This is a genomic window from Variovorax sp. 22077, from assembly GCF_052044195.1.
In the GTDB taxonomy this organism is placed as follows: Bacteria; Pseudomonadota; Gammaproteobacteria; order Burkholderiales; family Burkholderiaceae_C; genus Variovorax; species Variovorax atrisoli.
The window spans coordinates 1-19,691 of record NZ_JBQEQC010000045.1 but is presented as its reverse complement, the minus strand read 5'-3'; the positions used below and the strand labels follow the sequence as shown (position 1 = coordinate 19,691).

Genomic DNA, 19,691 nt, shown 5'->3' with positions numbered 1-19,691 from the left:
ACATCGCAGCGCCGACCGGCGGCACGAGCACCGAGCTTGCGGGCGGCTTCACGCTCGCCTTGGGCTCTTCGACCAGCCTCTACGGCGAAATCGGCAAGCTCTGGGCGAGCGGCGGCGACGCCAAGGTCAAGGGCTCGATCAACGGGTCGGTGGGCGTGCGCGTGAAGTGGTGACGGACTGCGATCAGTCCGCAGGAACCCCGGCGCTCCAGGCGCCCCAATTGCCGACGATGGCATCGACCAGGGGACGGCCCGCGACCAGCAGATTGGCGGTCGAGATCGGAAACCCGCCCGACTCGGCCGACAGAGAGGCGTAGGCGGTCTGCCCCGGATGGGGCCGGTCGAAGTTCGAGGCGGTGCGCAGCACGGCCACGCGCTTCAGGTCCAGCAGGCCGGCGCTGGCGCCCCGCTTCAATGCCTCGTAGGTGGCGTTGTCTTCCTGCTGGGTGGTGCAGTACCTGCCCTGTCCGTCGGTCACCAGCGAAACCCAGCGCGTGGCCGTCTCGCCCAGGTACTTGCCGTGCCAGTAGGTGTCACCGGCCGCGGTGTCGCACTGCAGGACCGAGGGGCGTGCCCTGGCCGACGGCTGCGGATAGCTTGCACGATAGGCGCGCGCCTTGTCGCTGTCGGCCAGCGGCGCGTTGGCCGACAGCTTCAGCGCTTTCTGCAGCAGCTTCTCGTCGAGGCGGAAGACCTCGGTGCGGTACTCGAACTTCGGCTTGGAGTCCGGATCCCTGGCGCCGATGCCGAAGTAGCCGGAGCGCCAGGTCGGCGGCATCTCGCGGGCGTCGATTTCGTGCGCGATGCCGAAGTCGACGAGATACCGGGCCCAGGTGGCCGAGCCGATGGTGGAGACATTGGGGTCGACGCCGGCGATGCCTGCCACCAGGAAGTAGGTTTTCGAGAGGTCGAACTTTCCGCTGAACACCAGCGCGGTGATCGAGGCGGCCGCGTTCGTGTGCCCCATGCCGGTGGTGACCTGGCACACCCCGTCGGCGTTGCAGCGTACCGCCGGATCATCGGCGGACAGTCCGGGCACCTTGATCTCCCGGTTCAGCTTCAGCGGCTCGAGCCACACCTGCGCCTCGGGCTTGAACATGCTGATGATGAGGACCTTCGCGGCCACCTGTTGCTGCGGCGCGCCTTGTGTCGCTGAAGGCGGCGTGGAGCGGGTCGCATCGCTCGCGCAGCCGAGCAGGGCGGACGCGGCGAGGGCCATGCAGGCCGCACTTGAAGACAAACCGACTATCCGTCTGGAAGCTGCCATCTGCTTTCTCCTTTTTCGTCGAACCAACAGGAAGCAAGGAAGGAGACCGCAATTTACAGGCCAAAAAAAAGCTGCCCGAAGGCAGCTTCTTTCATGGCCGGGCCGGACGGCCCGGATGGCGGATCAGCGAGCCGAGATCGGCTTCACGTCGCGCTTGGGCGAGCCTTCGAACAGCTGGCGCGGGCGGCCGATCTTGTACTCGGGGTCGCCGATCATTTCGTTCAGCTGGGCGATCCAGCCGACCGTGCGGGCCAGCGCGAAGATCGCGGTGAACAGCGGCACCGGGATGCCGATGGCGCGCTGCACGATGCCCGAGTAGAAGTCGACGTTCGGGTACAGCTTGCGCGACACGAAGTACTCGTCTTCCAGGGCGATCTTCTCGAGCTGCTTGGCCAGTGCGAACAGCGGGTCCTTTTCCAGGCCCAGCTCGGTCAGCACTTCGTTGCAGGTTTCCTGCATCAGCTTGGCGCGCGGGTCGTAGTTCTTGTACACGCGGTGGCCGAAGCCCATCAGCTTGACGTTCGAGTTCTTGTCCTTGACCTTCTTGATGAACTCGCCGATCTTCTCAACGCCACCTTCCTTCTGGATGTCGTAGAGCATGTTCAGCGCCGCTTCGTTGGCACCGCCGTGGGCAGGGCCCCAGAGGCAGGCCACGCCGGCCGCGATGGCCGCGAAGGGGTTCGTGCCCGACGAGCCGCACAGGCGCACCGTCGAGGTCGAGGCGTTCTGCTCGTGGTCGGCGTGCAGGATGAAGATGCGGTCGAGCGCGCGCTCGAGCACCGGGTTCACCTTGTACTCCTCGCACGGCGTGGCGAACATCATGTGCAGGAAGTTGCCTGCATAGCTGAGTTCGTTCTTCGGGTACATGTACGGCTGGCCGATCGTGTACTTGTAGGCCATGGCCACGAGCGTGGGCATCTTCGCGATCAGGCGGATCGCAGCGATCTCGCGGTGCTCGGGATTGTTGATGTCCGTGCTGTCGTGATAGAAGGCCGACAGGGCGCCCACCAGGCCGGTCATGATGGCCATCGGGTGCGCGTCGCGGCGGAAGCCGCGCAGGAAGAACTGCATCTGCTCGTTGACCATCGTGTGGTTCGTCACGAGCTTCGTGAAGGTGGCCTTCTTGGCAGCGTCCGGCAGTTCACCGTACAGCAGCAGGTGGCAGGTCTCGAGGAAGTCGCAGTTGGTCGCGAGCTGCTCGATGGGGTAGCCGCGGTACAGCAGCTCGCCCTTGTCGCCATCGATGTACGTGATGGCCGACTGGCAGGCGGCGGTCGACATGAAGCCCGGGTCGTACGTGAACATGCCGGTCTGCGCATACAGCTTGCGGATGTCGATCACGTCGGGGCCAACGGTGCCCTTGTAGATCGGCAGTTCGACGCTGTCGCCGCCGTTGCTGAACGACAGCGTGGCCTTGGTATCGGATGCTTTCATTTCGGTTTACTTTCAGAGGTGGATTCAGGGCGAAGGAGAAATTGCAGGGCGCTGCGCGCCGTCGGTGCGCATGAGCTGCAGCAAGGCGACCACCTCGGCCCCGGCCCATTCGGGCTCGGGCTCCTTTCTGCGCAGAAGGAGGTCGAGGAGATCGTTGTCCGACAGGTCCATCAATGTCTCCATCGCTCCCGCCTGACCCACGGTCATGCGGGATTCGTGCCGCTCGAAGAAGCGGGCGATGAACAGGTCGTTCTCGAGCAGCCCGCGCCGGCAGCGCCATTTGAGTTTGCTCAGCGCGCGTTCGCTGAGCAGCTCCTGGGAGTCGACGGCGGATTGCATAGGGACTTTCTGAAGAACTGCTGGACCGCGGGGCTCAGATGGCGCGGCGCACCATCAATTCCTTGATCTTGCCGATGGCCTTGGTGGGGTTCAGGCTCTTGGGGCACACGTCCACGCAGTTCATGATCGTGTGGCAGCGGAAGAGGCGGTACGGGTCTTCCAGGTTGTCCAGGCGCTCGGCGGTGGCCTGGTCGCGGCTGTCGGCGATGAAGCGGTAGGCCTGCAGCAGGCCGGCGGGACCCACGAACTTGTCGGGGTTCCACCAGAAGCTCGGGCAGCTCGTGGAGCAGCTCGCGCACAGGATGCACTCGTACAGGCCGTTGAGCTCCTCGCGCTCCTCGGGCGACTGCAGGCGCTCCTTCTCGGGCGGCACGGTGTCGTTCTGCAGGTAGGGCTTGATCGAGTTGTACTGCTTGAAGAACTGGGTCATGTCCACGATCAGGTCGCGGATGACGGGCAGGCCCGGCAGCGGCTTGAGCACCACGGTGCCCTTGAGCGTGTTCATGTTGGTCAGGCAGGCCAGACCGTTCTTGCCGTTGATGTTCATCGCGTCGGAGCCGCAGACGCCTTCGCGGCACGAGCGGCGGAACGACAGGCTCGGGTCTTGCGCCTTGAGCTTCATGAGCGCGTCGAGCAGCATGCGCTCGTGGCCGTCGAGTTCGATCTCGACCGTCTGCATGTAGGGCTTGGCGTCCTTGTCCGGGTCGTAGCGGTAGATCTGGAATGTGCGCTTCATCGTAGTGACCTTGTGAATGCTTTGTGTGAGCTGACTGTGAGCCGCTCGCTTAGAACGTGCGGACCTTCGGCGGAACCGAGGCCACGGTGAGCGGCTGCAGCTTGACCGGCTTGTACGAGAGGCGGTTGTCGGCGCTGTACCAGAGGGTGTGCTTCATCCAGTTGGCGTCGTCGCGGCCCAGCGGCGCGACCGGATCGTCGGCCGGGCGCTCGTAGTCTTCCACCGTGTGGGCGCCGCGGCATTCCTTGCGGGCGGCAGCCGAGACCATGGTGGCCTGCGCCACTTCGATCAGGTTGTCGACTTCCAGTGCCTCGATGCGGGCGGTGTTGAACACCTTCGACTTGTCCTTCAGGCCGATGGCCTTGACGCGCTCGCGCACGGCGGCGATCTTGACCACGCCTTCGTCCATCGAGGCCTGCTTGCGGAACACGGCCGCGTGCTGCTGCATGACGGCGCGGATCTCGCCGGCCACGTCCTGGGCGTACTCGCCGCCGGTGGAGGCTTCGAGGCGGTTCAGGCGCTCCAGCGTGCGGTCGGCCGCGTCGTTGGGCAGGGGCTTGTGTTCCTTGAGCTTGTCGTTGAACTCGACGATGTGGTTGCCGGCGGCGCGGCCGAACACCAGGAGGTCGAGCAGCGAGTTCGTGCCCAGGCGGTTGGCGCCGTGCACGCTCACGCAGGAGCATTCGCCCACTGCGTACAGGCCGTTCACCACGGCGCTGTTGTCCTCGCCCTTCTGCACCACGACCTGGCCGTGGATGTTGGTCGGGATGCCGCCCATCTGGTAGTGGATGGTCGGCACGACCGGGATGGGTTCCTTGGTGATGTCGACGTTGGCGAAGTTGACGCCGATCTCGTACACCGAGGGCAGGCGCTTGTGGATGGTTTCCGCGCCAAGGTGGTCGAGCTTGAGCAGCACGTAGTCCTTGTTGGGACCGCAGCCGCGGCCTTCCTTGATTTCCTGGTCCATCGAGCGCGAGACGAAGTCGCGCGGCGCCAGGTCCTTCAGCGTGGGCGCATACCGCTCCATGAAGCGTTCGCCGTTGCTGTTCAGCAGGATCGCGCCTTCGCCGCGGCAGCCTTCGGTCAGCAGCACGCCCGCACCGGCCACGCCGGTCGGGTGGAACTGCCAGAACTCCATGTCCTGCAGCGGAATGCCCGAGCGCGCGGCCATGCCGAGGCCGTCGCCGGTGTTGATGAAGGCGTTGGTCGAAGCCTGGAAGATGCGGCCGGCGCCGCCGGTGGCCAGCAGCACGGTCTTGGCCTGCAGGATGTGCAGGTCGCCGGTTTCCATTTCGAGGGCGGTCACGCCGACCACGTCACCTTCCTCGTCGCGGATGAGGTCGAGCGCCATCCATTCGACGAAGAACTGGGTGCGTGCCTCGACGTTCTTCTGGTAGAGCGTGTGCAGCATCGCGTGGCCGGTGCGGTCGGCTGCGGCGCAGGCGCGCTGCACGGGCTTCTCGCCGTAGTTGGCCGTGTGGCCGCCGAACGGACGCTGGTAGATCGTGCCGTCGGGGTTGCGGTCGAAGGGCATGCCGAAGTGCTCGAGCTCGTACACGACCTTCGGTGCTTCGCGGCACATGAACTCGATCGCGTCCTGGTCACCGAGCCAGTCGGAGCCCTTGATCGTGTCGTAGAAGTGGTAGTGCCAGTTGTCCTCGCTCATGTTGCCGAGCGACGCGCCCACGCCGCCTTGCGCGGCGACGGTGTGCGAGCGGGTCGGGAACACCTTGGAGAGCACGGCCACGTTGAGGCCGGCACGTGCGAGTTGCAGCGAGGCGCGCATGCCGGAGCCGCCGGCACCGACGATCACGACGTCGAACTTGCGCTTGGTGATTTTTTCTTTTGTGTAGGTCATGGTGGGTCAGATCTTCCAAAGCACTTGAATGGCCCAACCCGCACAACCGACAAGCCAGACGATGGTGAAAACTTGCAGCACGAGACGGATGGCGACGGGCTGGATGTAGTCCATCCACACGTCGCGCATGCCGACCCAGACGTGGTACAGCAGGGCGACGATCACGGAGAAGGTCAGGACCTTCATCCACTGCGCGGCGAAGATGCCGGCCCACAGGTCGTAGCCGATGGGGCCGCGGGTGAAGATCAGCTGCGCGAGCAGCACGATCGTGAAGAGCGCCATCAGGCAACCCGTGATGCGCTGGCTGAGCCAGTCGCGCAGACCGTAGTGGGCGCCGACGACGACGCGCTTGGAGCCGTAGTTCACAGACATGGTGGGCTCCTTCTCAGTACAGGCCGAACAGCTTGGCGCCGAGCACGACAGTGAGCAGGATGCTCAGTGCCAGCGTGGCGATGGCCGAGGTGTTGCCGAATTCCTTGTTCACCGCGGAGTGGCTCACGTCCATCCAGAGGTGACGCAGGCCGGCGATGAAGTGGTGCAGGTAGGCCCAGATCAGCGCGAGCGCGACGAGCTTGAAGAACCACCCCGGAACGAAACCAAGGCCGCTGTTGAAGGCGGCCTTGAAGCGGGCGAACGAATAGTCGGAGGACAGCGAGGTGTCGAACATCCAGATGATGAACGGCATCAGCAGGAACATCAGCACGCCGCTGACGCGGTGCAGGATCGACACGATGCCCGCCGGCGGCAGCCGGTAGGTGGTGAGGTCGGTGAAGGCGTTGATGTTGCGGAATTCGCGACGCTTGGGCCGGGGAGGAGTTGCAAGCTCTGTCATTGGGGGATGGGCTTTCGTGGCTTTTGTGACTTGTTGGCTTGTTGCTTGTTCTGAGAGCGAACGCTTTTGTTTCTTATGGGGAAGTGCAAACAACGCAAAATTCTATTGCAATGCACCATCACGCTGCGGACGCATGCGAGTCAGTGCACCGTTGCAGTCGGATGCTATTGACTTCGTAGCGCAATGCTCACGTTGCATGCGTGCGCTGGCGCGCCTGTGTTCGGCGTTCATCTGCATCGGGATCAGCCCAGCTGGTTCCTGTAGTGGTGCGTGTCGGTGCGATAGAGACCGCGGCGCAGTTCCATCGGGGTGTCATGGTAGGTGTGTGCCACGCGTTCCACGCTCAGAAGGGGCATCTGCGGCGGCACGTCGAGCAGCGCGGCCTGTTCGGCATCGGGCAGCACGGCGCGGATCTTTTCTTCGGCGCGAACCATGCGCACGCCGAATTCCGTTTCGAAGAGCGCGTACATCGGGCCGGGCCACGCGCGCAGCCGCTCGGCGGTGAGGCCCTTGAAGGGGGCGCCCGGCAGCCAGAGGTCTTCGAGGATGGTGGGGACGCCGCCGTAGGCGAGCACGCGGCGCACCTGCAGCACGGCGTCGGCGGTGCGCAGGCCGAGGGCGCGCGCCACGTCCGCCGATGCGCGCAGGCGCTTGCAGTCGACGATGGTGCGAACGGCCGGGCCCTCGGTGCTCGGGTCGCCCTCGTCGGGCACGAGCTTGAGGAAGCGGTACTGCACATGCTGCTCGGCATGCGTGGCGACGAAGGTGCCCTTGCCCTGGCGGCGCACCACCAGGTTCTCGGCCGCGAGCTCGTCGATGGCCTTGCGCACCGTGCCCTGGCTCACGCGGTAGCGCACGGCCAGGTCCATCTCGCTCGGGATGGGTTCGCCCGGCTTCCACTCGCCCGCCTGCAGGCTCTGCAGGATCAGGGTCTTGATCTGCTGGTAGAGCGGACTGAAGGACGGCGTCGCGGGCTCGTCGAAAGGGGTGGGCGTGTTCATGGCAGCTGTGGGGTGCGCCTTGGCGGACCCCGAGAGGATATCTTATATAAGACATAAGACGGGGCTCATCGAATCGGCTTAAAATGTTGCCGGTCTCGCGCTGCGGGAAGGTGTTTCATCCCGCAGAACCCCTGGCGCCCCACGAGAGCGCCGACACCGTTTCATTACCTTCTGGAGTCTTCCCATGAGCAAAAAGCCCGTCCGCGTTGCCGTCACCGGTGCCGCCGGTCAAATCGGTTACGCCCTGCTGTTCCGTATCGCCTCCGGTGAAATGCTCGGCAAAGACCAGCCGGTCATCCTGCAACTGCTCGAGATCCCCGACGAGAAGGCCCAGAAGGCGCTCAAGGGCGTGATCATGGAGCTCGAAGACTGCGCCTTCCCGCTGCTGGCCGGCGTGATCCCCACCGGCGACCCGCTGGTGGCCTTCAAGGACGCCGACTACGCCCTGCTGGTCGGTGCCCGTCCCCGTGGCCCCGGCATGGAGCGCGCCGACCTGCTGGCCGCCAATGCCCAGATCTTCACGGCCCAGGGCAAGGCCCTCGACCAGGTCGCCAGCCGTAACGTCAAGGTGCTCGTGGTCGGCAACCCCGCCAACACCAATGCCTACATCGCCATGAAGAGCGCGCCCAGCCTGCCGCGCGAGAACTTCACCGCCATGCTGCGCCTGGACCACAACCGCGCCGCCAGCCAGATCGCCGCCAAGACCGGCACGGCAGTGGGCGACATCGAGAAGCTCACCGTCTGGGGCAACCACTCGCCCACGATGTACGCCGACTACCGCTTCGCCACCGTCGGCGGCAAGGGCGTCAAGGACCTGATCAACGACCAGGTCTGGAACGCCGACACCTTCCTGCCCACCGTGGGCAAGCGCGGCGCCGCCATCATCGAAGCCCGCGGCCTGTCGTCGGCTGCCTCGGCCGCCAACGCAGCCATCGACCACATGCGCGACTGGGCCCTGGGCTCCAACGGCAAGTGGGTCACCATGGGCGTGCCCTCCAACGGTGAATACGGCATTCCGAAGGACGTGATCTTCGGCTTCCCGGTCACCACCGAGAACGGCAAGTACAAGATCGTCGAAGGCCTGGAGATCGACGCATTCAGCCAGGAGCGCATCAACAAGACGCTGAAGGAACTGCAGGACGAGCAGGCCGGCGTCGCCCACCTGCTGTAAGCAAGCCAGTCCCCCGACCAGCATGCTCGACTGGAACCCCGCGCTCTACCGTCGCTACGAGGACGAGCGCACCCGTCCCGCGCAGGAACTCCTCGCGCGGGTGCCGTTGACCGAGGCGGCCCGCGTGGTCGACCTCGGCTGTGGACCGGGCAACTCCACCGAGCTGCTGGTCAACCGGTTCCCGAAGGCGCAGGTCACCGGGACCGACAACTCCGAAGCCATGCTGGTCAGCGCGCGCGAGCGCCTGCCGCAGGCACGCTTCGAGTTGAGCGACATCGCGACCTGGGCGCCGCGATCGAAAGAAGAAGCGCCCGACCTCATCTATGCCAACGCGTCCCTGCAGTGGGTGCCCGATCACGAGAAGCTGATCCCGCGCCTGTTCGACGCGCTGGCGCCGGGTGGCGTGCTCGCCATCCAGATGCCCGACAACCGCCAGGAGCCGACGCACCGCCTGATGCGCGCCCTCGCCGCCGAGGCGCCCTGGGCCGAGCCCATCGGCGACGCGGACAGGCTGCGCACGCTGCTGCTCGACCTGCGCGGCTACTACGACCTGCTGGCGCCGCTCGCGCCGCACGTCGATGTCTGGCACACCATCTACCAGCACCGCATGGCCGATGCGGCGTCCATCGTCGAATGGGTGCGCGGCACCGGCCTGAAGCCCTTCGTCGACCGCCTGCCGCCCGACCTGCAGGCGAGCTACCTCGCCGAATACCAGCGGCGCGTGGACGAGGCGTACCCGGTGCGTACCGACGGCAAGCGCCTGCTGGCCTTCCCGCGCATGTTCATCGTCGCGCAAAAGGGCGACAAGGCATGACGACAGCCGCGCACCCCGCTGACGTGCTGCTCGGCGCACAGGCCGGTGCGGTGGCGCTGCCTGTTTGCGACCACTACAGCGGCGTCGAGGCGCGCATGAAGAAGAGCCTCGCGCTCCAGGCCGAGATGGCCGAGGAGTTCGGGGCCTGCGTGTTCGACGTCACCCTCGACTGCGAGGACGGCGCGCCCGTGGGCGGGGAGGCCGAGCACGCAGCGCTCGTCACCGAGCTCGCGCTGGCCGCGAAGCCCGGCATGCGCGTCGGCGTGCGCGTGCATCCCGTCGATCATCCGGCCTTCGCGGGCGACGTGGTCACCATCGCCGGCCGCGCCGGTTCGCGCCTGAGCCACCTGATGGTGCCCAAGGTCGAATCGGTGGGCGACGTGCATCAGGCTGTCGCGGCCCTCGACGCGGCCGATGCCGGCGCGCTGCCGCTGCACGTGCTGATCGAATCGCCGCTGGCGGTGCACAACGCCTTCGAGATCGCCGCCCATCCGCGCGTGCAGTCGCTGAGCTTCGGGCTCATGGATTTCGTCTCGGCGCATGCCGGCGCCATCCCGGCCGACGGCATGGGCGCGGCGGGGCAGTTCAGCCACCCGCTGGTGGTGCGCGCCAAGCTGGCCATCGCCTCGGCCGCGCACGCCTACGGCAAGGTGCCCTCGCACTGCGTGGTCACCGAGTTCAGCGACGCCGGCGCCATGCGCACGGCCGCGCGCAGGGCGGCCACCGAATTCGGCTACACGCGCATGTGGAGCATCCATCCGAACCAGATACGGCCGATCCTGGAAGCCTTCTCGCCCGACGAGTCGCAGATTCAAATTGCCACAAAAATCCTTGTAAAGGCGGCGGCCGCGGATTGGGCTCCGACACAAATTGATGGCACATTGCACGACCGCGCGAGCTACCGCCACTTCTGGCAGGTACTGACGCGTGCCCACGCAACAGGGCGCGCGTTGCCTTCCGAGGCGAAAGCCTGGTTTGCATTCGCGGCCTCCTGAAACGAAACCTTCGAACCCAGCCTCAAGGAAACCCACACATGAAGAAAATTGCCCTGATCGCCGCTGTCGCCCTGGCCCTGCCGCTCGCGGCCGTGGCACAGAGCACGACGCCTGCCAAGCCTGCGGCCAAGGCCGAGACGGCGAAGAAGGCGCCCCCGAAGCGCCAGGTCACCCGCAAGGCCGCCAAGGCGGTGGAAGAAGTCACGCCGATCAGCGACGACACCAACATCGTCCTCACCGACGCCGACCTCGAGGTCGCCAAGCGCGTGTCGATCGGCAAGGCCCAGTGCGAGCTCGGCGCCGACGTGACCGTCACGCCTGACGAGAAGAAGCCCGGCTTCTTCACCGTCAGCACCAAGGGCCAGAAGTACCGCATGCACCCGGTCGAAAGCCGCACCGGCGCCATCCGCCTCGAAGACCCGCGCGCTGGCGCCATGTGGCTGCAGCTCGGCAACAAGTCGATGCTGATGAACCAGAAGGCCGGCCTGCGCATCGCCGACGAATGCCAGACCGACGCCCAGATCGCGTTCGCTGCAGAAATGAAGAAGAACCCGCCCAAGGCCCTGTTCGACGGCGCCGACGGCGAGAAGAAGTAAGCGCCAGTAAGCGCTCCTACCCGGCGTGCGGCGCGGCTCTTGCTTTGACCGCTGGAGCCGCCTCGCACGCCCGCCAGATCAGTTTCCGGAGAAAAGAAGATGTTGCAAGCCTACGTTGACCATGTTGCCGAACGCGCCGCGCTCGGTATTCCGCCGCTGCCCCTGAGCGCGAAGCAGACTTCCGAAGCGATCGAGCTCCTCAAGAGCGCGAATGCCAAGGACGGCGCCTTCCTGCTCGACCTGCTGACCCATCGCGTGCCCGCCGGCGTCGACGACGCCGCCAAGGTCAAGGCGAGCTACCTCGCGGCCGTGGCCCACGGCACCGAGAAGAGCGAGTTCATTTCGCGCGCCCGCGCCACCGAACTGCTCGGCACCATGCTCGGCGGCTACAACATCAGCCCCCTGATCGACCTGCTCGACGACGCCGAAGTCGGCGCCGTGGCGGCCGAAGGCCTGAAGAAGACCCTGCTGATGTTCGACCAGTTCCACGACGTCAAGGAAAAGGCCGACAAGGGCAACGCCCACGCCAAGGGCGTGCTGCAGAGCTGGGCCGATGCCGAGTGGTTCACCAGCCGTCCCGAAGTGCCCCAGAGCCTGACCATCACGGTCTTCAAGGTGCCCGGCGAAACCAATACCGACGACCTCTCGCCCGCGCCCGACGCCACCACGCGCCCCGACATCCCGATGCACGCGCTGGCCATGCTCAAGAACAAGCGTGAAGGCACCGCGTTCCAGCCCGAGGAAGACGGCAAGCGCGGCCCGGTCAAGTTCATCGAGTCGCTGAAGGAAAAGGGCCACCAGGTCGCCTACGTGGGTGACGTGGTCGGCACCGGCTCCAGCCGCAAGTCGGCCACCAACTCGGTGCTGTGGTTCACCGGCGAGGACATCCCCTTCATCCCGAACAAGCGCTTCGGCGGCGTGTGCCTGGGCACGAAGATCGCCCCGATCTTCTACAACACCATGGAAGACGCGGGCGCGCTGCCCATCGAGCTCGACGTGAGCCAGATGGACACCGGCGACGTCGTCGAGCTGCGCCCCTACGAAGGCAAGGCGCTGAAGGACGGCAAGGTCATCGCCGAATTCAAGGTCAAGAGCGACGTGCTGTTCGACGAAGTGCGCGCCGGCGGCCGCATTCCGCTGATCATCGGCCGCGGCCTGACGGCCAAGGCGCGCGAGGCCCTGGGCCTGCCCGCCTCGACGCTGTTCCGCCTGCCGCAAAGCCCGGTCGACACCAAGAAGGGCTTCTCGCTCGCACAGAAGATGGTCGGCCGCGCCTGCGGCCTGCCCGAAGGCCAGGGCGTGCGCCCGGGCACGTACTGCGAACCCAAGATGACCTCGGTCGGCTCGCAGGACACCACGGGCCCGATGACGCGCGACGAGCTGAAGGACCTGGCCTGCCTGGGCTTCTCGGCCGACCTCGTGATGCAGTCGTTCTGCCACACCGCCGCCTATCCGAAGAAGGTGGACGTGAAGATGCACCACGAGCTGCCCGAATTCATCAGCACCCGCGGCGGCGTCTCGCTGCGCCCGGGCGACGGCGTGATCCACTCGTGGCTCAACCGCCTGCTGACTCCCGACACCGTGGGCACGGGCGGCGACAGCCACACCCGCTTCCCCATCGGCATCAGCTTCCCGGCCGGCTCCGGCCTCGTGGCTTTCGCCGCCGCCACCGGCGTGATGCCGCTGGACATGCCTGAATCGGTGCTCGTGCGCTTCAAGGGCAAGATGCAGCCCGGCGTCACGCTGCGCGACCTGGTCAACGCGATTCCGCTGTACGCCATCAAGCAGGGCCTGCTGACGGTCGAGAAGAAGGGCAAGAAGAACATCTTCTCGGGCCGCATCCTCGAGATCGAGGGCCTGCCCGACCTGAAGGTGGAACAGGCCTTCGAGCTGAGCGACGCCTCGGCCGAACGCTCGGCCGCCGGCTGCACGGTGCACCTGAACAAGGACCCGATCATCGAGTACATCAACAGCAACATCACGCTGATGAAGTGGATGATCGCCGAGGGCTACGCCGATGCACGTACGCTGCAGCGCCGCATCGCCGCGCAGGAAGCCTGGCTGAAGGACCCGCAACTGCTCAAGGGCGACGACGACGCCGAGTACGCAGCCGTCATCGAGATCGACCTGGCCGACATCCACGAGCCCATCGTGGCCTGCCCGAACGACCCCGACGACGTGAAGACGCTGTCGGACGTGGCCGGCGCCAAGATCGACGAAGTGTTCATCGGCTCGTGCATGACCAACATCGGCCACTTCCGTGCCGCGTCGAAGCTGCTCGAAGGCAAGCGCGACATCCCGGTCAAGCTGTGGATCGCCCCGCCGACCAAGATGGACGCGCAGCAGCTCACCGAGGAAGGCCACTACGGCGTGTTCGGCAATGCAGGTGCGCGCACCGAGATGCCGGGCTGCTCGCTGTGCATGGGCAACCAGGCCCAGGTGCGCGAAGGCGCCACCGTGATGTCGACCAGCACCCGCAACTTCCCGAACCGCCTGGGCAAGAACACCAACGTGTACCTGGGTTCGGCTGAGCTGGCCTCCATCTGCTCGAAGCTCGGCCGCATCCCGACGCGCGAGGAGTACATGGCCGACATCGGCGTGATCAACAGCAACGGCGACAAGATCTACCAGTACCTGAACTTCGACAAGATCGAGGACTACAAGGGCGTGGCGGATACGGTCGCGGCCTGATCAGGCTCTCCCGGGCTATCTGCGGATCGCCCAATGAAACAAACGAGCCCCGCTTCGGCGGGGCTTTTTCTTTTTCAGGGCGGCGGCTGGTTGGGCTGCAGGTGCTCCTGCCCCGTGAGCACCATCGCCGCGCCGGCCGGGCCGCCGACCGCATGCGGCAGCGAAGTCAGCAGCGAATTGGCGAAGTCGCCGCGATACAGCTTGGCGCCCTGGTGCGACAGGTTGGAGTTGGCGTCGATGTAGATCGACTCGCCCAGGCCCGTCCAGAGGCGGCAGAAGCCGTAGTCCTCCGACAGGTAGCGCCGCGTCTTGGGATCGACCATGACGTCGAAGAAGCGGTAGTGCAGGCCCATGTCGGCCTCGCCGATGCCGTCGGGCACGTATCTCAGCTCGGGGTAGCTCGCCATGAGCCGTTCGAACACCGAGCGCCTGATCACCATGAAGCCGGTGGGCGCCTCGGTCATCTTCATGAAGCCGTCGGGCTGCACCTCGAGCTCGACCCGTGAGGTGGCCTCTGAGGCCTCGGCGTTGACCGTATAGCGGGTGAAGGTGGATTCGAACTCTTGCTGCGTCGTGCCCGCCGCCACGCCGCCTTCGGGCCAGTTCTCGCGCTTCAGCGGATAGACGCCTGCCGCGACGTCGTAACCCGACAGCAGCAGCCGGAAGGCGGCCTGCGCCGAGAAGCCGATGTCGGCATCGACCCAGAAGAGGTGCGTCCACTGCGGGTTGGCCAGGAACCGGGCCACGCAGTTGTTCCGCGCGCGCGTCACCAGGCTCTCGCCCTGGTGCGTGAACACCTGCAGCCGCATGCCGGCCCGCTCGGCCTGCACCGCGAAGTTCAGCATCGAGTTGAGGTAGTTCACGAAGACCTTGCCGTCGTGGCTCGGCGTCACGATCAAAGGGAAGAACTGCCGGAGTTCGGAGGGGTCGAGCATGTCGGTTCCATTCGCTTGTCTGGTCGCGGCGGCCCGGGCTATCGGGCGGTGCGCCGCATCAGGCCGAGCAGCAGCGTGTCGTAGACCTCCGTTGCCGCGGCGTTGCCGGGAAGATAACGGCCGATCAGGCTGCGCTGGCGTTCGCGATAAGAAGCGGCCTGCGCGTCGTGCGTGTCGATGGCCTCGATCACGCGCGCGCTGGCGCCGGACACGTCGTTGCCCTGGTAGTAGTAGCCCAGGTCCGCGCACAGGTGCGCGTTGTGCACCAGCGGATAGCCCTGCCAGCAGGTCTCAAGGTAGAAGTAGTTCAGCGGGTTCTCCCACTGATGGGAGATCACGATGTCTGTGTTCTGCGCGAGGAACACGGGCGTCTCGTGGCGGCCCAGGAAGACGGCTTTGTGCTGGCGAACCAGGTCGAGCTGGTTCATCAGCGTGATGAACTCCATGTTCTCCTTCGCCAGCCGCTCGGCGTTGGTGACCTGCAGCAGCGCGATGGCCTCGGGCCGCGAGCGGTAGGCCAGTTCGGCGATCAGCACCGGGTAGAGGCAGAACTTCACGACGTTGATGTTCGGCTCCATCACGCTGAGCCGGCGCGGGCCCGTCTTCGGCTGGTAGACGCCCGCATCGGGCAGCGCGCGCGTGCGCTCGTTCAGGAATACCGGGCTCCAGACGAAAGGCACCGGGCGTGCGTCTGTGCGGCGCAGCACCTCGAAGTACGGCTGGCTGATGTTGGCCACCTGCGGAACCATCCAGATGTCGTCGTAGCGCTGGTTCACGAAGAGGTTCTGGCCCCACAGCGGCTTGCCGAACAGCATCGACTCCATGGCGTGCACGTACTCGAAGCCGCAGCAGTACGACACCAGCCGCGCGCCGCGCTGCTTCAGGTAGTCGGTCTGTGCAGCGTCGATCTGGCCGCCGAGCTCGATCAGCACGTCGACGTTGTCCTTGGCTGCCTCGAAGGTCACCGTGGGCCAGCGCGCCTGGTCCCAGGGCAGGGCCGCGGTGATGGGGGTCGCCGTCGTGTTGACGAGGACTACCGAAGCCACCGTCGGGCAGTGCCTGAGCGCTTCCGCCAGGAAAACGGCGTTCTGCTTGATGCCGTTGTTCCAGAGCGTTTCGGCTTCGTGATGGAGGCCGATGGTGATCCCAATTCTGAGTTTGGATGCTTGGGACATCGAATTGTTTCTCAATTGTTAATTGCGTCGATGGGTTATTGGCGTGAAAAAGATCACAAATCTTCAATTAGGGTGTTGTGATTAATTTCACGATTCTAAATGTGTACGTGATCTTTTTGGCAAAACTGGAGGGGCGAGGAGTATGGCGGAGAAGGAGGAGTAAAGCCTCTCTGTTGGGCGAAGTTGCTTGCAGATGCTGCAGCTGTAGTCGTTCCTGATTTTATTTGGAACCCCGTTTCGCGGCGTTCTTGTCGCTCGAACGGCTCAAAAAGCAGGACGCTTTTTCAAATTTTTGTGAACTAAATCATCAGAGGCCATTTTCAAGATTGCTGCAGCGCGTTTGAAATGTAAACAACTCCGTACATTCCAGCATTCCTGTAAATGAGCGCGGCAAAGACCTGTGCTCCAGCGATGGCCCCTGAGGTGGGAAGCGTCGCGTCTTCAGTCGATAGAACCCGGTCCATCCGATTACCGCGAGCCCAAAAGTAAATGAACAAGTCCTACAGAAGCATCTGGAACGAAGCCCTCGGCGCATGGGTGGCGGCGTCCGAACTCACCTCTGCCAGAGGCAAGCGCAGCAGTAGCGCCCGGCGCTCGACGTTCCGTCTTCTGGCCGTGGCCTCGCTCTATGCGGCGCTGCAGGGGACATCCGGGGTGGCCTATGCCAACCTCATCTACACCGACAGCACCTGTGTGACCGGATCGAGCAGCGCCGTGGGGCGCGTGAATCCGGGGAGCACTTCCAACGGCAGTGCAGGGGTTGGCGCGCCGGCGCAGGACGGCTCGGGCACCTACTCCGTCGTGGCCGGGTGCAACGCGTCCGGCAACGGGGCCACCGGTGTCAGCGTGTACGGTGGATTCGCGCAGGGCCGGGCGAACGGCGCCTCTGCCTTCGGCTTCCTGAGCAGCGCCGCAGGCACCTGGAGCAGCGCCTATGGCCTCGAATCGACCGCGAGCGGCATCTCCAGCATCGCGATGGGCTTCGGCAGCAATGCGTCCGCGCTCAATTCCGTGGCCATCGGCGGCTCGGGTGGGAATGGCACCACGCCCTTGAGCGTCGCCAACTCCACCACTGCCTCCGGCAACGGCGCGGTCGCCATCGGCAGCAATGCGACCAAGGGCGCCCAGGCGACGGCGACGGATTCCATCGCCATCGGCGGCCAGGCTTTCGTTGGCTCCTCAGCCACGTCAGGCGTGGCCATCGGACGCGGCTCCAACGTGTCCGGCGTGAGCGCGATCGCGATGGGTGACGGCGCCAACGCGGCGGGCGTCAACGGCATCGCCATCGGCACGAATGCCAACGCAGCATCCACCGGCTCTTCGAACCTGGCGATCGGCTGGGGCGCGCAGGCCACCGGTACGAACGCCGGGCTGGGTGACTCCACCGCCCTCGGCACGAGTGCCAAGGCCACCGGCCAGGATTCGACCGCCGTCGGCGGCCAGACCACCGCCAGCGGCAAGAACACGCTGGCCATCGGCAACAACGGCACGACCGCCTCCCAGGACGGCGCCACGGCGTTCGGCGTGAGCGCGGTCGCGTCCGGCAAGAATTCGCTGGCGGCCGGCAACGGCTCCGTGGCATCGAACACGGGCTCGATCGCCATCGGCAGCAACCTGAGCGGCGTCGCCAACTCGGCCGCCGTCGACGGCATCGCGATCGGCGGGCAGTCGTCGGTGGCGTCTGCCGCCACCTCGGGCATCGCCCTCGGACGAGGAGCCGTGGTCAACGGCACCTTCGGCATTGCCCAGGGCGATGGCGCAACCAGCACCGGCTCGAACGCCACGGCCATCGGCGCAACAGCCAATGCGGCTTACGCCAACAGCGTCGCGCTCGGCGCGGGCAGCGTGACCGGTACAGCCGCTCCTGCGGGCAAGGGCTTCCTCACCGGCGCGGCCGCGCCCGCCTCCGAAGTCTCGGTGGGCTCGTCGTCCGCCCTGCGGCGCATCACCAACGTGGCCGACGGCGCCGCTGCCCAGGACGCGGTGACGGTCGCCCAGCTCAGCACCGGCATGAGCACCACGGCGAGCAGCATCGCCAGCCTCTCCACCTCGACCTCGACGGGCATCGCCAGCCTGTCGACCGGCCTGAGCACCACCAACAGCACAGTCGGCAGCCTCTCGACTTCCACATCCACCGGCCTGAGCACCGCGACCAGCCGCATCAACAGTCTTTCGACCGGCCTGAGCACGACGAACAGCAGCGTCGCGAGCCTGTCGACTTCCACGTCGACGGGCCTCAGCACGACCAACAGTGCTGTCTCCAGCCTGTCGACGTCGACCTCCACGGGTATCGCCAGCCTGTCCACCGGCCTGAGCACCACGAGCAGTTCCGTCTCCAGCCTGTCGTCCGGGCTGAGCACGACGAACAGCAGCGTGGCGAGCCTGTCGACTTCCACTTCGACCGGCATCATCAGCTTGTCGACGGGGCTAAGCACCACCAACAGTGCAGTCTCCAGCCTTTCGAGCTCGACTTCGACGGGCATCACCAGCCTGTCCACCGGCCTGAGCACCACGAACAGTTCGGTGGCGAGCCTGTCGACTTCCTCCTCGACGGGCATCAGCAGCCTGTCGACCGGTCTGAGCACCACCAACAGCACCGTCGGCAGCCTCTCGACTTCCACCTCCACCGGCCTGAGCACCACCAACAGCGCCGTCGCGAGCTTGTCCAGCTCCGCCTCGACCGGCATCACCAGCCTGTCGACTGGCCTGAGCACTACCAACAGCGCCGTTGCAAGCTTGTCCAGCTCCACCTCGACGGGCATCACCAGCCTGTCGACTGGCCTGAGCACCACGAACAGCGCCGTCTCCAGCCTGTCGACCGGTCTGAGCACCACCAACAGCACTGTCGGCAGCCTCTCGACTGGCCTCAGCACAACCAACAGCAGCGTGGCGAGCCTGTCGACTTCGACGTCGACTGGCCTGAGCACTGCGACCAGCAGCATCGGCAGCTTGTCGACGGGCCTCAGCACCACGAACAGCGCAGTGGCCAGCCTGTCTACTTCCACCTCGACGGGTATCACCAGCCTGTCGACTGGCCTCAGCACGACCAACAGCGCCGTCGCAAGCCTGTCGACTTCCACCTCGACCGGCATCAGCAGCCTCTCGACCGGCCTGAGCACGACCAACAGCAACCTGAGCACCCTGAGCTCGACGGTCAGCTCCATCTACAACACGGGCACGAAGTACTTCCACGCCAACAGCACCGGCGCCGACAGCCAGGCCATCGGCGCCAACAGCGTGGCCATCGGCCAGAACGCCGTCGCCAATGGCGACAACAGCGTGGCGCTGGGCGCGAACTCCACGGCCAGCCGCAGCGCCGCGGCGATGACGAACTACGACGCCTTCGGACTTGCAAGCAAGCAGACCGCTGCCGGCGAGGTGAACGTGGGCGACCGCGTGATCACCGGCGTGGCGCCCGGCACGGCGGACCAGGATGCGGTCAACGTGTCGCAGGTGAAGACGGTCACCGCGTCGCTGTCCAGCGGCCTGAGCACGGCCACCAGCAGCATCGCCAGCCTGTCGACCTCCACGTCGACCGGCCTGAGCACCGCGACGAGCAGCATCGGCAGCCTGTCCACAGGCCTGAGCACGACCAACAGCACCGTCGCAAGCCTCTCGACGACTCTCAGTTCCTCGACCAGCGCCATCAACAGCCTGTCTACCGGTCTGAGCACGACGAACAGCAGCGTCGCGAGCCTGTCGACTTCCACGTCGACGGGGCTGAGCACGGCGACCAGCAGCATCGGCAGCTTGTCGACGGGTCTCAGCACGACGAACAGCAGCGTCGCGAGCCTGTCGACTTCCACGTCGACGGGGCTGAGCACGGCGACCAGCAGCATCGGCAGCTT

At 65.8% G+C, this 19,691-nt stretch carries 16 protein-coding genes; 6 read left to right on the top strand and 10 right to left on the bottom strand.

Annotation, left to right across the window (positions count from 1 at the left end; all coding sequences use genetic code 11):
• Positions 1-183 precede the first annotated feature (183 nt).
• The 8 genes from ACTJLF_RS33975 to ACTJLF_RS33940 all read right to left on the bottom strand — a co-directional run bounded on the left by ACTJLF_RS33975 (position 184) and on the right by ACTJLF_RS33940 (position 7,466).
• On the bottom strand, positions 184-1,218 hold the full coding sequence (locus ACTJLF_RS33975) for a purine-nucleoside phosphorylase (protein ID WP_440884819.1): 1,035 nt from the start codon (positions 1,216-1,218) through the stop codon (positions 184-186).
• Between the two features lie 171 nt (positions 1,219-1,389).
• Positions 1,390-2,700 (bottom strand): citrate synthase, encoded by a 1,311-nt coding sequence (locus ACTJLF_RS33970; protein WP_019654084.1) that lies wholly within the window; start codon positions 2,698-2,700, stop codon positions 1,390-1,392.
• 24 nt (positions 2,701-2,724) lie between these two features.
• Positions 2,725-3,039, bottom strand: a complete 315-nt coding sequence (locus tag ACTJLF_RS33965; RefSeq protein WP_019654083.1) for an FAD assembly factor SdhE — start codon at positions 3,037-3,039, stop codon at positions 2,725-2,727.
• Positions 3,040-3,073: 34 nt separating this feature from the next.
• Complete coding sequence (locus ACTJLF_RS33960) at positions 3,074-3,775, bottom strand: succinate dehydrogenase iron-sulfur subunit (protein ID WP_019654082.1); 702 nt, start codon at positions 3,773-3,775, stop codon at positions 3,074-3,076.
• 49 nt (positions 3,776-3,824) lie between these two features.
• The gene (gene sdhA / locus ACTJLF_RS33955) at positions 3,825-5,633 is read right to left on the bottom strand and encodes a succinate dehydrogenase flavoprotein subunit (RefSeq protein WP_019654081.1); all 1,809 of its coding nucleotides are present in this window, start codon (positions 5,631-5,633) and stop codon (positions 3,825-3,827) included.
• Between the two features lie 6 nt (positions 5,634-5,639).
• Complete coding sequence (gene sdhD / locus ACTJLF_RS33950; protein WP_019654080.1) at positions 5,640-6,005, bottom strand: succinate dehydrogenase, hydrophobic membrane anchor protein; 366 nt, start codon at positions 6,003-6,005, stop codon at positions 5,640-5,642.
• A 13-nt stretch (positions 6,006-6,018) separates the two neighbouring features.
• Entirely contained in the window at positions 6,019-6,465 is a 447-nt protein-coding gene (sdhC, locus tag ACTJLF_RS33945) for a succinate dehydrogenase, cytochrome b556 subunit (protein ID WP_019654079.1), read from the bottom strand.
• Between the two features lie 242 nt (positions 6,466-6,707).
• Positions 6,708-7,466 (bottom strand): GntR family transcriptional regulator, encoded by a 759-nt coding sequence (locus ACTJLF_RS33940; RefSeq protein WP_019654078.1) that lies wholly within the window; start codon positions 7,464-7,466, stop codon positions 6,708-6,710.
• A 184-nt stretch (positions 7,467-7,650) separates the two neighbouring features.
• On the opposite strand from ACTJLF_RS33940, the gene ACTJLF_RS33935 reads away from it, so the two are divergent.
• The 5 genes from ACTJLF_RS33935 to ACTJLF_RS33915 all read left to right on the top strand — a co-directional run bounded on the left by ACTJLF_RS33935 (position 7,651) and on the right by ACTJLF_RS33915 (position 13,733).
• Positions 7,651-8,637 carry a malate dehydrogenase gene (locus tag ACTJLF_RS33935; protein WP_019654077.1) on the top strand — a complete coding sequence of 329 codons (987 nt, stop codon included), beginning with the start codon at positions 7,651-7,653 and terminating at the stop codon, positions 8,635-8,637.
• Positions 8,638-8,659: 22 nt separating this feature from the next.
• Positions 8,660-9,451, top strand: coding sequence for a trans-aconitate 2-methyltransferase (tam, locus tag ACTJLF_RS33930; protein ID WP_132754782.1), 792 nt, complete (start codon positions 8,660-8,662; stop codon positions 9,449-9,451).
• Positions 9,448-10,446, top strand: coding sequence for an HpcH/HpaI aldolase/citrate lyase family protein (locus ACTJLF_RS33925; RefSeq protein WP_440884818.1), 999 nt, complete (start codon positions 9,448-9,450; stop codon positions 10,444-10,446). Before tam ends, ACTJLF_RS33925 begins: the two co-directional genes overlap by 4 nt.
• Before the next feature lie 38 nt (positions 10,447-10,484).
• Positions 10,485-11,042 (top strand): hypothetical protein, encoded by a 558-nt coding sequence (locus tag ACTJLF_RS33920; protein ID WP_019654074.1) that lies wholly within the window; start codon positions 10,485-10,487, stop codon positions 11,040-11,042.
• 99 nt (positions 11,043-11,141) lie between these two features.
• A complete protein-coding gene (locus tag ACTJLF_RS33915; RefSeq protein ID WP_126186383.1) occupies positions 11,142-13,733 on the top strand; it encodes a bifunctional aconitate hydratase 2/2-methylisocitrate dehydratase in 2,592 nt (863 codons plus the stop codon).
• Positions 13,734-13,807: 74 nt separating this feature from the next.
• On the opposite strand, the gene ACTJLF_RS33910 is transcribed toward ACTJLF_RS33915, so the two are convergent.
• Together ACTJLF_RS33910 and ACTJLF_RS33905 are read right to left on the bottom strand one after the other, a co-directional pair.
• On the bottom strand, positions 13,808-14,668 hold the full coding sequence (locus ACTJLF_RS33910) for a hypothetical protein (RefSeq protein ID WP_440884817.1): 861 nt from the start codon (positions 14,666-14,668) through the stop codon (positions 13,808-13,810).
• A 38-nt stretch (positions 14,669-14,706) separates the two neighbouring features.
• Positions 14,707-15,843, bottom strand: coding sequence for a DUF2827 domain-containing protein (locus ACTJLF_RS33905; RefSeq protein ID WP_440884816.1), 1,137 nt, complete (start codon positions 15,841-15,843; stop codon positions 14,707-14,709).
• Positions 15,844-16,332: 489 nt separating this feature from the next.
• On the opposite strand from ACTJLF_RS33905, the gene ACTJLF_RS33900 reads away from it, so the two are divergent.
• On the top strand, positions 16,333-19,691 hold a 3,359-nt coding region (locus tag ACTJLF_RS33900), incomplete at its 3' end, for an ESPR-type extended signal peptide-containing protein (protein WP_440884815.1).

Excerpts from the sequence above, each read along its gene's own strand:
- ACTJLF_RS33975 (WP_440884819.1), bottom strand. The coding sequence starts at position 1,218 with ATGGCCCTCGCCGCGTCCGCCCTGCTCGGCTGCGCGAGCGATGCGACC.
- ACTJLF_RS33970 (WP_019654084.1), bottom strand. The coding sequence starts at position 2,700 with ATGAAAGCATCCGATACCAAGGCCACGCTGTCGTTCAGCAACGGCGGC.
- ACTJLF_RS33965 (WP_019654083.1), bottom strand. The coding sequence starts at position 3,039 with ATGCAATCCGCCGTCGACTCCCAGGAGCTGCTCAGCGAACGCGCGCTG.
- ACTJLF_RS33960 (WP_019654082.1), bottom strand. The coding sequence starts at position 3,775 with ATGAAGCGCACATTCCAGATCTACCGCTACGACCCGGACAAGGACGCC.
- sdhA (WP_019654081.1), bottom strand. The coding sequence starts at position 5,633 with ATGACCTACACAAAAGAAAAAATCACCAAGCGCAAGTTCGACGTCGTG.
- sdhD (WP_019654080.1), bottom strand. The coding sequence starts at position 6,005 with ATGTCTGTGAACTACGGCTCCAAGCGCGTCGTCGTCGGCGCCCACTAC.
- sdhC (WP_019654079.1), bottom strand. The coding sequence starts at position 6,465 with ATGACAGAGCTTGCAACTCCTCCCCGGCCCAAGCGTCGCGAATTCCGC.
- ACTJLF_RS33940 (WP_019654078.1), bottom strand. The coding sequence starts at position 7,466 with ATGAACACGCCCACCCCTTTCGACGAGCCCGCGACGCCGTCCTTCAGT.
- ACTJLF_RS33935 (WP_019654077.1), top strand. The coding sequence starts at position 7,651 with ATGAGCAAAAAGCCCGTCCGCGTTGCCGTCACCGGTGCCGCCGGTCAA.
- tam (WP_132754782.1), top strand. The coding sequence starts at position 8,660 with ATGCTCGACTGGAACCCCGCGCTCTACCGTCGCTACGAGGACGAGCGC.
- ACTJLF_RS33925 (WP_440884818.1), top strand. The coding sequence starts at position 9,448 with ATGACGACAGCCGCGCACCCCGCTGACGTGCTGCTCGGCGCACAGGCC.
- ACTJLF_RS33920 (WP_019654074.1), top strand. The coding sequence starts at position 10,485 with ATGAAGAAAATTGCCCTGATCGCCGCTGTCGCCCTGGCCCTGCCGCTC.
- ACTJLF_RS33915 (WP_126186383.1), top strand. The coding sequence starts at position 11,142 with ATGTTGCAAGCCTACGTTGACCATGTTGCCGAACGCGCCGCGCTCGGT.
- ACTJLF_RS33910 (WP_440884817.1), bottom strand. The coding sequence starts at position 14,668 with ATGCTCGACCCCTCCGAACTCCGGCAGTTCTTCCCTTTGATCGTGACG.
- ACTJLF_RS33905 (WP_440884816.1), bottom strand. The coding sequence starts at position 15,843 with ATGTCCCAAGCATCCAAACTCAGAATTGGGATCACCATCGGCCTCCAT.